Raw genomic sequence first — 11,494 nt, 5'->3', positions numbered from 1 at the left:
CATGGCGTTTCAATGCAAGAATTTGTGCTGCGCATAAGCCCTTGGCATCGGGTGCGACCGGGCGTATAGCGCGCCTTTGATCTCACTCACCCGGAGCGTCTCGATGCAAGGTAGCGCAAATCTCAACATCATGATGAAAGCCGCGCGCAAGGCAGGCCGGTCCCTGGTCAAGGACTTTCGCGAGGTCGAGAATTTGCAGGTGTCGATGAAGGGTGCGGGCGACTTTGTGTCCAAGGCCGACCTGGCTGCTGAAGAGATCCTGAAAGAGGAATTGCGCACCGCCCGTCCGAATTATGGCTGGTTGGCTGAAGAGGGCGGCGAAGAGCACGGCGAGGACCCCACGCGCCGCTGGATCGTCGATCCGCTGGATGGCACGACGAATTTTTTGCACGGGCTGCCGCATTGGGCCGTGTCCATCGCGCTTGAGCATAAGGGGCAGGTTGTTGCCGGTGTCGTCTATGATGCTGCGAAGGACGAAATGTTCTTTGCCGAGAAAGGAACAGGCGCCTTTATGAATGACAGCCGTTTGCGGGTGTCCGGGCGCCGCAAGTTGATCGAAAGCGTGTTTGCCACGGGCTTGCCCTTTGGCGGGCGTACCGATCTGCCGGACACGTTGAAGGAACTGGCCCGGCTGATGCCCACATGCGCCGGTGTCCGGCGGTGGGGGTCGGCGGCGCTTGACCTCGCCTATGTCGCGGCGGGCCGTTACGATGGCTATTGGGAGCGGCGTCTGAACGCCTGGGACCTGGCCGCCGGTCTGCTGATCGTCCGCGAAGCCGGTGGGCTGGTCGAGCCGCTGACCGCAGGCAATGACATCCTCGAAGATGGCGAGATCATATGCGCCAATGACCATATGTTCCCGCAACTGGCCAAGATCATCCGCGCGTAGGCGCAAGGACCCATTGATCGCGTGGCCCTGGTTTGACGGACACCCTGACCGGACGGTTTGCTGGGCCCTTGGATCGGACCGACGCTTTGCCGTGCGGCCCAAACAACTGAAACTTCGCGATTGTGGCAGCGGCACCAGAGGATTGGTGAACCGTGAGCCTAGTCGCTCAACGCGGGGACCTTCTTGATCTCGTTGGCGGCGAAATCGACAAAGGCGCGCACCCGGGCAGGCTGGATCGCGACGGGCGGCCACACGGCACAGATCGGCAAGGCCGGTTGCGTGTGATCCGGCAAGACCTCGACAACCTGGCCCGTGCGCAACATCTCTGCAAAGGCCCATCGCGGGCCCGCATGCACGCCCATGCCTGCGGCCACGGCATCCGCAATGGACCGCACCGCGCCAATGGTCATCCGGGCGCGTCGCGGGATGCTGTGTTCCTTGCCGTCCGCATCCGTCAGGCGCAGCGGTCGGTTCGCGTGTTCCGGCAGGAACAGGATGTGATCATGGGTCTCAAGGTCTGAAGCCATGACAGGAGTGCCGCGCCGCGCCAGGTAAGCCGGGGCCGCCACCAGCACCCGGTGCGCCGTGCCCAGCTTGCGCGCCATAAGCGCGCTGTCGGGCATTGTTCCAATGCGAATTGTCAGGTCCAGCCCCGCCTCGACCATGTCCACCTGCCGGGCGTCGAGGGTCAGTTGGCCTTGAACCTGATCATGTAATTGGCAAAACTGCGTGAGCCACGGCGCGACAAAGGCCTGTCCAAAGTCGATGGAGGCCCCAAGCCGCAAGGTCCCGCGCGGCGTGCCCGCATCGCCCGCAACCGCCGCCTCGAGCGCGTCGATCTGACTGAGAAGTGCGCGCATCTTGTTGTAATAGAGCGCGCCAGCCTCGGTTGTGCCCTGCGCCGCCCGGTCGATCAACTGGGTGCCCAACCGGACCTCAAGCCGGGCCAACTTGCGCGACAAAGAGGACGGTTCCATGCCCGCCTCGCGCGCGGCTGCCCGGATCGAGCCAAGTTCGACGATCCGCAGAAACGTGCGCTCGGTGTTATAGCTGCCTGGTGTTGTCATACACGCAACAGCGTGCTGCATCTTGGGTCAATATTCAACCGTTCAAGCAACGCCTAGATCACCGTCAGACGCAGCAGAAGGAGCGTGACGATGACTTATGACTTGACTGGAAAAACCGTTCTGATCACCGGCGGTAGCCGTAGCCTGGGCAAGGCAACGGCCCTGCGGTTGGCCCGCGAAGGCGCAGACGTGATCCTGACATATCGCACCAAGGCGGCTGAGGCAGATGCCGTTGTGGCCGAGATCGAGGCCATGGGCCGCAAGGCCGCGGCCCTGCCCGTGGATCTGGAAGGCACGGCCGGGATCGCCGATTTCGTGACCCGCCTTGCCCAGACGGGCAAAGACGTGATGGGGCACGACCGCATCGACGTCCTTGTCAACAATGCAGGGATCGAACGCAGCGCGGTGTTCGGGGCCGTTACCGAGGCGGATTGGGACGCGATGATGGACACCAATCTGAAATCGGCCTTCTTTCTGACCCAGGCCCTTGTGGACCGCATCACTGATGGGGGCCGCATTCTGTTTCTTGGCACGGGTCTGACCCGCTTTGCCCTGCCGCCCTATGTCGCCTATGCCGCATCCAAGGCCGCGCTGAGCGGTGTCATGCTGTACCTTGCCAAAACGCTGGGTCCGCGACGCATTACGGTCAACGTCGTGGCGCCCGGTGCGCTGGACACCGACTTTAACCGGGCACATTTCGAAGCCCACCCGGAGGTGGTGGCGGCGATTTCCTCAAACACGGCGCAGGGTCGCGTGGGGCAGGCCGAGGATGTCGAAGGTGTGATCGCCTTTTTGGCCAGCCCCGCGGCGCAGTGGGTCACTGGCCAACGTGTGGAAGCCTCCGGTGGGATGTTCCTTTAGCGATCCGACGGGTGGTTGACCCCATCCTCCCAGCGGATCGGTTCATGCTCGGCGGGGTTCACCCCGTCGAGCGTGCCCATATTCACGCCGATCTCGTTCGGGTCAGACCGCCGGTTGTGATACATGTAGATGCCGCAAATGCTGCAAAAATAGTGCTTGGCGGTTTTTGTCCCCCATTGGTAGCAGGTCAGACTGTCAGCGCCCTGCACGACCCTGACCCCGTTCCTGGGGGCCGTCACGGCGGGCGCCGCACGACGTTTGCAAAAGGAACAGTCGCACACCGGCCCGCAGTGTCGAGCCCGTTTGTCAGCGTTACCTCAAGCACCACGGCCCCGCAGTGGCAGGACGCTTTCATCGCCGCACCTTGGGGATGCGCGACGACGCATAGCGTGCCTGAGGGTGCGGCGGGTGCCCGTCCGTGCGCCGCCAGAACGCCGGCCCGCCCAGGCGGAGCCACAGCGGAACGGTCAGGATAACGCCAGCCACAAATCCCCCGGCATGGGCCCAATAGGCCACGCCGCCGGCGTTTGGATCACTGCCCACACCACCGATGAATTGCATCCCGAACCACAGTGCCAGCATGATCCACGCAGGGATCGGGAAAATGCGGAAGATGATGATCAGGATCAGCAGGATGTCGATCCGGGCCTTTGGAAACAGCAACAGATAGGCCCCCATCACCCCGGCAATCGCGCCGGACGCACCCACAACCGGCACGACGGACCCCGGCGCGGACAGGATGTGGATCGCGCTGGCAGCCACGCCTGTGGCGAGGTAGAAGCCCAGAAAGGGCGCGTGCCCCATCTCGTCTTCGACATTGTCGCCAAAGATGTAGAGAAACAGCATGTTGCCGCCCAGATGCAGCCACCCGCCATGCAGGAACATCGACGTCACCAGCGTGGAAAAGCCATCCCCCGACAGGATGCGGGCCGGGATGGCCGCGTAGTCGAAGAAAAACCGGTTGAGCGCGCGGTCGTCGGCGAACAGGCCTACATAGCTCAGAAATACCACGACGTTGATCGCCATGAGTGCATAGGTGACATAAGGCGTGCGGCCGGACGGGTTGTGGTCTCGGATCGGAAACATGTCCTGACAGTTGGCCGGGCAGGGGCCGGGGTCAAGGGCTGTGCCGGAAACCGGCAGGGATTCCTGTCTGTTTTCCCTGCATGCAAAAGGTGATGTATCAGCTTGCAGCCCCAAGCAGGGCAGCGTTCCCGCCAGATGCGGTCGTGTCGACGCATACATGCCGTTCGACCAGCACATGGGCGCGGTCCGGCTGCGCGGTGATCAATGGAATGATCGGTCCGCTGCGCGCCGCCAGCCCCAGGTTCAGGGCACGCCCTGTTGCCGCATCGCCCCACCACAGGACCCCGCCGAAGCCGGGCCCATCGGTAAGGGCCTCGGGTGCGATGGCACCACTTGCCGGTACGCCCTGGCCGCCAAGGCGTTCGACCGCCTGGATTTGGGCCGCCACGGCGTCATCGCCCGGACCCGCGCACAAGATTGCAGGGCGGGGATGGCGGCTGTGCAGATTGGATTCGCCGGTGGGACCGGGCAACGCCGTCGCCGCCCGGGTCGTGTGCTGTCGGGACGGCAAAGGCGGCACTGCCGCCTGCTTTGTCCAGGCGTCCTGTTCCGCGACCGGCTGTGGCGCCCGAAACCGCAGCAAATAGTCCGGCCCGCCCGCTTTCGGGCCCGTCCCGGACAGCCCGTGACCGCCAAAGGGTTGGCTGCCCACAATGGCCCCGATCTGGTTGCGGTTGACGTAGATGTTGCCTGCGCCGATCCGGTCTGTCACGTGCTGCACCCGGTCATCGATCCGCGTGTGCAGCCCAAAGGTCAGCCCGTACCCGGTGCCATTGATCGCATCGATCACCTTGTCCAGATCCGCCGCCCGGAACGTCGCAATGTGCAGAACCGGCCCAAACACCTCGCGCTCGAGGTCGGCGATCCCGTCCACGCGGATCAGGGTAGGGGCCACAAAGCACCCGGTGGCAGGCGTTTTCAGTTCGTGCACAACGCGGCCTTCTGACCGTGCCTGGTCGATATGTGCCGCGATGCCTGCCCGCGCGGCGTCATCGATCACGGGACCCACATCTGTGGACAGGGACCATGGCAAACCGAGTTCGAGCGCCTCCATGGCACCAACCAGCATATCGGTCAGATGCGGCGCGATATCCTCCTGTACATAAAGGCACCGCAACGCGGAGCACCGTTGCCCCGCGGACTGGAACGCGCTTTCAACGATGCTGCGCACGGCTTGCTCGGGCAGGGCGGTGCTGTCGACGATCATTGCGTTCAATCCGCCTGTTTCCGCAATCAACGGCGTGCCGGGTGCGGCGTGTGCCGCCAAAGAGGACCGGATCCGAAGTGCCGTTTCCGTTGATCCCGTGAATGCGACGCCGGAAACATCCGGGCATGCGGTCAATGCGCCGCCGATGTCACCCGCGCCCAGAACCAGTTGCAGCGCCGCACGCGGCACGCCCGCCTCGTGCAGCAACGTGACCGCGCGGTGCGCAATCAGCGGTGTCTGTTCGGCCGGTTTCGCAACCACCGCGTTGCCCGCCGCAAGCGCCGCAGCTATCTGCCCGGTGAAGATCGCAAGCGGGAAATTCCAGGGCGAAATACACACGAACGTGCCTGCGGGTGCACTGTTGTCGCCTTGGGTTGCATAGTAGCGCAGGAAATCCACCGCTTCGCGCAGTTCTGCCACGGCGTCCGGCAGGGTTTTTCCCGCCTCGCGTGCAAGCAGCGCGAACATCTCTCCGAAATGCGCCTCGTACAGGTCTGCGGCCGCCGTCAGGACCGCGCTGCGGACGGCATGATCGGCGCCCCATGTCCGGGCATCCGCGACAGCACGTGCTGCGGCATCGGGCGTTGCCCAAGCCACATGTCCCACGATGTCATGCGGGTCGGCAGGGTTCGCGACCGGGTGTTCCGCGCCTTTGAGATTACCGACCACCAGCGGCTGCGCGCGCCAACGGTGCCCGGCAAAGGGCGTCCGCGCCTGTTCTATCCGGGCCAGGGTCGGGCTGTGCGTCAGATCGAACCCCTGCGAATTCCGCCGTTCCGGCGCAAACAGGCATGGACCGTCTGGGATGGACAAGGCCGTCGCCTGCAGCATGTCAAACGGGTCCGTGGCCACGATCTCGGGCGGCACATCCGTGTCCACGATCTGGTTCACAAAGCTTGAATTTGCACCGTTTTCAAGCAGGCGCCGCACAAGATAGGCCAGCAGGTCGCGATGTGCCCCGACAGGCGCATATATGCGACAACGGGTGTTCCGGTCGTGCAAGACCATCGTGTGCAGGGCTTCGCCCATGCCATGCAGCCGTTGAAATTCGAACGGCTGGTCCGTGGCCATGTGCAGGATGGATGCAACGGTGTGCGCGTTATGCGTGGCAAACTGCGGGTAGATGCGGTCGGTCAATCCCAGAAGCTTGCGCGCATTGGCGATGTAAGACACGTCCGTCGCTGCCTTGCGCGTGAACACCGGAAACCCGGCGACCCCTTCGACCTGCGCCCGCTTGATTTCAGTGTCCCAGTAGGCGCCTTTGACAAGCCGCACCATGACCTTGCGGTCATGCCGCTCGGCCATCTCGTGCACCACGTCGATGACGGTGCTGGCCCGGGGGCCATAGGCCTGCACGACAATGCCGAACCCGTCCCATCCGGACAGGGCCGCTTCGCCCAGGACAGCATCAATCACCTGCAGGGAGAGGGACAGGCGGTCCGCTTCTTCCGCGTCTATGTTCAACCCCATCCCTGCCGAAGCCGCCAACATCGCAAGGGAACGCAGACGCGGGACGAGGTCACGCATCACGGCCGTTTCCTGGGCCCGTTCATAGCGTGGGTGAAGTGCCGATAACTTGACCGAGATTCCGGGGTTTTCGCGGATGTCTGCATGTGTGCACGCCCGCGCAATTGCAGAAATGGCCCGTGAATAGCTGAGGTGATAGCGCCGTGCGTCGGCGTCGGTCAGCGCCGCTTCGCCCAGCATGTCATAGGAATAGGTGAACCCTTTGGCTTCCATTCCGGCGGCGCGGTCCATCGCACTGTCGATATCCTCGCCCAGCACGAACTGACGGCCCATCTCTTTCATGGCACGTGACACGGCGGCGCGGATCACTGGTTCGCCCAGGCGTTTGATCGCGCCGCGCAGGTGCCCGATTGGGCCGGGTCGGCCATCATCCAGCACGCGTCCGGTCAGCATCAGGGCCCAGGTCGAGGCATTGACCAGCGAAGAGGTCGAGTGCCCGAGATGTCTGCCCCAATCCGACGGGGCGATCTTGTCCTCGATCAATGCGTCGATGGTGTCGGCATCGGGCACCCGCAACAGGGCCTCTGCCAGGCACATCAGGGCGACGCCCTCGTCGGTGGACAGGCCGTATTCGGCCAGAAACGTCTCCATCAGACCGGGGGTGGCGTCATTTCGGATCGCCGTGACGAGTTCGGTTGCCGCCGTGCAGATCGCGGCGCGGTCCGATGCCGACAGCCCGGCCATGTCAATCAAGCGGGCCAGTACCGCATCCGGGGCCGCATACATCTCCGCATCCAGCCGCGCCGCAAGGTCACAGTTCAGGTCACGCGCCATTGTGCATTCCTTTTCCATTTCGGAAAGTATATCATCATGTTTGCGGTCAAAATGATTGAAGATAACCAAATCGACAGAACAAGTGATCGATCAACCCATGCAAGACACGAAAAAAGGCCCCGTAACGCTGGATCGTCTGGATCAATCGATTCTGGCTGCCCTGGCCGAAGACGGACGCATCAGCATTACCGATCTGGCGGCGCGGATCGGCTTGTCGAAATCACCGACCCAAGCGCGCCTGCGACGTCTGGAAAAGTCTGGAACGATCATGGGGTACCGGGCATTGCTGGACCCGATTTCCTTAGGGCTGGACCATGTTGCCTTTGTCGAAGTGCGCCTGAGTGACACCCGCGAGGCCGCGCTGCGTGCGTTCAACACGGCGGTGCAACAGGTGCCCGAGATCGAACAGGCGCATATGATTGCAAGCCATTTCGATTATCTGCTGAAGGTGCGGACGCGCAACATGGCGCATTACCGGCAGTTTTTGGGGGACATCATTTCGGGTCTGCCGCATGTGTCGTCGACATCGACCTATGTGGCGATGGAAGCGGTCAAGGAAGTGATGTTACCTGGTCTCGACTAGGCGGGGCTTGACCTGCCGGGCTGGGGTGCCATCCTCAGGGCCATGAGACACCTGATCATTGCCGCTCTCCTCTCGACGCCTGCCTGGGCCGACACATGCCCGCCAGCGCCGGAGATTTCATCAGAACTGAACGTCTTGATCGAAGCCGCGAACGCGGCGCCGGATGAACGGGCGGGGCGGGTTGTGTCCGACCAGATGTGGGAGGTGTGGTTGCGCGCACCCGACGCATCGGCCCAAGAGGTTCTGGACCGGGGCATGCGGCAGCGTGGCAACTTTGATTTCACCGGCGCTTACGACAGCTTCGACGCGCTTGTGGCGTATTGCCCGGACTATGCCGAAGGCTACAACCAGCGGGCGTTCATCAGCTTTCTGCGCGAGGATTTCGAAGCTGCCCTTGTTGATCTTGAGCGTGCGCTTGCCCTGTCGCCGGATCATGTCGGTGCGCAGTCCGGGCGCGCCCTGACCTTGATGAACCTTGGTCGCACTGATGATGCGCGCGCGCAGCTTGAAGCCGCGCTCGAGAACAATCCGTGGTTGTCGGAACGGCACCTGCTGGCTGATGGTGCGCCGCTTGGACCAAAGGGGCAAGAGCTGTGATCTCGGCCTTGAGATAGTGCGCCTGATTGCCTATCACACCTGCGACGCGGGCGTGATGGAATGGTAGACATATCGGACTTAAAATCCGAAGGGCTGACGCCCGTGTGGGTTCGAGTCCCACCGCCCGTACCAGGTTCCTAAACTTTGCCATAGAATGATCAGGCTGTTGCGCGGCGCTGTTAAGCAGGCGGTAATGGCACGTCGGTATGGACATGATCCAGTTCAGATCGTGGTCGCAATTTGGCCACGCGCAAGCCAGGGATCAGATCATGTCAACCAAGGGCTACGGCCGAACCTATTTGTCGCGCTGCAACACGTTGATGGTCAAAGCCGTGTTTATGACGGCATTGCTGACGATTTCGGTGCTCGCGGCGATGGTCACTTTCGATTACTCGGCACAGCGCAACCTGTTGCACGACGAATTGTCCTCGCGGGCGCAGGATGTCACTGGGCTTTTGGCGATGCAGATGGGCGGATCGATCAAGTTCGGCAATGAGGTTGCGGTGGCCGAAATCACGACCAGCGTGATCGACGCGGCGGCACCCGAAGCGCGCGGGGCGTTTGTGGTCAATGCCGCGGGGGTTCCGCTGTTCGCCAGCCCCGACATGGACGCGGTGACGCCCACCGCCATGGAGTTGGCCGCCGTGGCGATGGAGAACGGTGGTGTCGCCATGTCGGACACGGGCATGCTTGTTGCGTATCCCTCCAGGTTTGGGGCCGACGGCGCCGTGGCCGGTGCGGTTGTCACATATTGGGATGATGCGCAGATGCTCGCCTTGCTTGCGCGCAACCAGATGATGGCGATTGCGGTCGCAGCGGGGGTGTTCGCCGTCACAATGTGCCTGGTCATCGTGTACGCGTGGTACGACGTGTCCCGGCCCCTGAACCGTATCGCAATTGCGATGTCGGCGATTGCCGGCAAGAATTACGACGTCAGCGTGCCCGGGGCGGCGCGCGGTGACGAAGTGGGCAACATTGCCCGGCGTCTGGATGGCTTTCGATTGGCGCTGGCCAGGGCCCAGAAGGGTCAACTGGAAAGTGCGTTCAAGGGCGCAGCGTTCGAGGGGTCAACCGCGCCCATGATGATGGTGGATCAGCGTCGCAGGATCACCTTTGTCAATCCGGCATGCGTATCGCTCTTGAACGGGTTGTTCGCAGACCTGTCGCCCCTCTGGAATGGTGCCGAGCGGGACAACTGGATTGGTGCCGATCTGGCGGAATTGACTGAAATTGCGGATCTTTTGGCGCATGAGGAAACCGGCAACCAGCCGCCGTTTCGCAGCACGGTAATGCGCGTGGGTGAGCGTCACATCCAGGTCAATGTCAGTCCCGCCACCGATCAGGACGGCGCATCGATCGGCGCCGTTGTCGAGTGGGCCGACCGAACCGAAGCGCATCGAAATGCGGCGCTCCTTGGCGGTATCGACAGCACGCAGATGCGCATCGAATTCGACGCGGCAGGCAAGTGTTCCAACATGAACGGCGTTGCCGCCGGTCGGTTGGATCTGGACGCCAGTGATCCGGGCGGTTTGACCCTGTCGTCTCTGATCGCGCGGGAGCAGTCGGGTGGGGACATGCCCGCGGATATTGAACACGCCTTGGCGCGGGGTGACAGCGTACATGGCAAGATTGACCTCACGCGGGCAGATGGACAGCGGATTGTTGTCGATGGCGGCTTTATCGTTGTGCATGGGGAAACCGACGTGATCGAGCGCATGATCCTGATTGGAACGGACGTCACCAAGGCCGAGCTTGAAGTGCGCACCGTCCGCGACCAGCAAACACGCCTGGCCGAAGAACAGGCCCGCGTCGTCGAGGCGCTTGGCCAGGCGCTGCAATGCCTGTCCGAAGGGGATTTGACGCTGGAACTGGCGGACGCATTTCCGGACGAGTACGAAAAGCTGCGGCAGGACTTCAACGCCGCGCTGATTGGTCTGCGCGGTGCCATGACGACGGTCAGTCAAAATGTCGAGTCCATCCGGAGCGAAACATCCGAAATCACCAGCGCCGCGGACGACCTGTCCCGTCGCACGGAGCGCCAGGCCGCGACCCTTGAGGAAACGGCAGCCGCACTTGACGAACTGACATCGTCGGTACGCTCGGCCGCCGAAGGCGCGGATGCGGCCAGCAAGATGTCGGAAGATGCACAGCAGAATGCCGAACAGGGCGGTGACATTGCCCGGCAAGCGGTTGTGGCAATGGACGGCATCAAAACTTCGTCGCACGAGATATCCAAGATCACCTCGGTGATTGATGACATTGCATTTCAAACCAATCTCCTGGCCCTGAACGCAGGTGTCGAAGCGGCCCGCGCGGGCGAGGCGGGGCGTGGATTTGCGGTGGTCGCCACAGAGGTTCGTGCGCTTGCGCAACGGTCTTCGGATGCCGCACGGGAAATCAATACGCTGATTTCGACCAGCGGAGAGCAGGTGCGGCAGGGAGTGGAATTGGTGGATCGCACAGGCACCGCCCTGTCAGCGATCGTGTCTTCGGTTGCCGATATCTCGAACCGGGTCGCAGAAATTGCGACGTCCGCGCGCCAGCAGTCGGCCGGCTTGAACGAAATCAACGCCGCCGTGAATGAACTGGATCATGTCACCCAGCAAAACGCCGCCATGTTCGAGGAAACAACGGCCGCCAGCCACGCGCTGACCGGTGAGGCCGACGCGTTGGCGGAAGCGGTCGGAAAGTTCAACATCGGTGTCCGGCGCATTGCACAAGTGCGGGCATCCAGCCCGCCTGCGCCCACCGTGGCCGCTGATCAACCCACGCTGACGGTGGGCGCGCTTGCCATCGACACGACCCCGGCGGATGGCCCGGTGCCAACCGGGTGGGAAGAATTCTGATGCGCTGTTTGCACCGTGCGCATCTGGCGATGCGTGCATGGCGCGCCAAGGCGGCTT

At 62.9% G+C, this 11,494-nt stretch carries 8 protein-coding genes, 1 tRNA gene and 1 pseudogene; 6 read left to right on the top strand and 4 right to left on the bottom strand.

Annotated elements, in window-relative coordinates:
* Nucleotides 1–103 precede the first annotated feature (103 nt).
* Nucleotides 104–889 carry an inositol monophosphatase family protein gene (locus Q0844_RS05690; protein ID WP_299042954.1) on the top strand — a complete coding sequence of 262 codons (786 nt, stop codon included), beginning with the start codon at nucleotides 104–106 and terminating at the stop codon, nucleotides 887–889.
* A 158-nt stretch (nucleotides 890–1,047) separates the two neighbouring features.
* Here the strand turns inward: Q0844_RS05690 and Q0844_RS05685 are convergent, their stop codons facing one another.
* Complete coding sequence (locus tag Q0844_RS05685) at nucleotides 1,048–1,956, bottom strand: LysR family transcriptional regulator (RefSeq protein ID WP_299042952.1); 909 nt, start codon at nucleotides 1,954–1,956, stop codon at nucleotides 1,048–1,050.
* A gap of 90 nt (nucleotides 1,957–2,046) precedes the next feature.
* Here Q0844_RS05685 and Q0844_RS05680 point away from each other — a divergent pair, with 90 nt between their 5' ends.
* Complete coding sequence (locus tag Q0844_RS05680; protein WP_299042951.1) at nucleotides 2,047–2,817, top strand: SDR family oxidoreductase; 771 nt, start codon at nucleotides 2,047–2,049, stop codon at nucleotides 2,815–2,817.
* Here Q0844_RS05680 and Q0844_RS05675 read toward each other — a convergent pair.
* The 3 genes and pseudogenes from Q0844_RS05675 to putA form a co-directional block, all read right to left on the bottom strand.
* Nucleotides 2,814–3,172: pseudogene (locus Q0844_RS05675) on the bottom strand (GFA family protein). The gene Q0844_RS05680 and the pseudogene Q0844_RS05675 overlap by 4 nt on opposite strands.
* Nucleotides 3,169–3,903, bottom strand: coding sequence for a rhomboid family intramembrane serine protease (locus Q0844_RS05670; protein WP_299042950.1), 735 nt, complete (start codon nucleotides 3,901–3,903; stop codon nucleotides 3,169–3,171). Before Q0844_RS05670 ends, Q0844_RS05675 begins: the two are co-directional and overlap by 4 nt.
* A gap of 97 nt (nucleotides 3,904–4,000) precedes the next feature.
* Nucleotides 4,001–7,411 (bottom strand): bifunctional proline dehydrogenase/L-glutamate gamma-semialdehyde dehydrogenase PutA, encoded by a 3,411-nt coding sequence (gene putA, locus Q0844_RS05665; protein WP_299042948.1) that lies wholly within the window; start codon nucleotides 7,409–7,411, stop codon nucleotides 4,001–4,003.
* Between the two features lie 97 nt (nucleotides 7,412–7,508).
* On the opposite strand from putA, the gene Q0844_RS05660 reads away from it, so the two are divergent.
* The 4 genes from Q0844_RS05660 to Q0844_RS05645 all read left to right on the top strand — a co-directional run bounded on the left by Q0844_RS05660 (nucleotide 7,509) and on the right by Q0844_RS05645 (nucleotide 11,437).
* Nucleotides 7,509–7,994: an Lrp/AsnC ligand binding domain-containing protein gene (locus Q0844_RS05660; protein ID WP_299042946.1), complete on the top strand. Its 486-nt coding sequence runs from the start codon at nucleotides 7,509–7,511 to the stop codon at nucleotides 7,992–7,994.
* 42 nt (nucleotides 7,995–8,036) lie between these two features.
* Entirely contained in the window at nucleotides 8,037–8,591 is a 555-nt protein-coding gene (locus tag Q0844_RS05655) for a tetratricopeptide repeat protein (protein WP_299042945.1), read from the top strand.
* Nucleotides 8,592–8,637: 46 nt separating this feature from the next.
* A tRNA-Leu gene (locus Q0844_RS05650) sits at nucleotides 8,638–8,723 on the top strand.
* Nucleotides 8,724–8,803: 80 nt separating this feature from the next.
* The gene (locus Q0844_RS05645; protein WP_299042943.1) at nucleotides 8,804–11,437 is read left to right on the top strand and encodes a methyl-accepting chemotaxis protein; all 2,634 of its coding nucleotides are present in this window, start codon (nucleotides 8,804–8,806) and stop codon (nucleotides 11,435–11,437) included.
* Nucleotides 11,438–11,494: the final 57 nt, after the last annotated feature.

Source organism: uncultured Tateyamaria sp. (assembly GCF_947503465.1).
GTDB lineage: Bacteria > Pseudomonadota > Alphaproteobacteria > Rhodobacterales > Rhodobacteraceae > Tateyamaria.
Note: the sequence above shows the minus strand (reverse complement) of the source record. Positions and strands in the feature narration are given on the sequence as shown.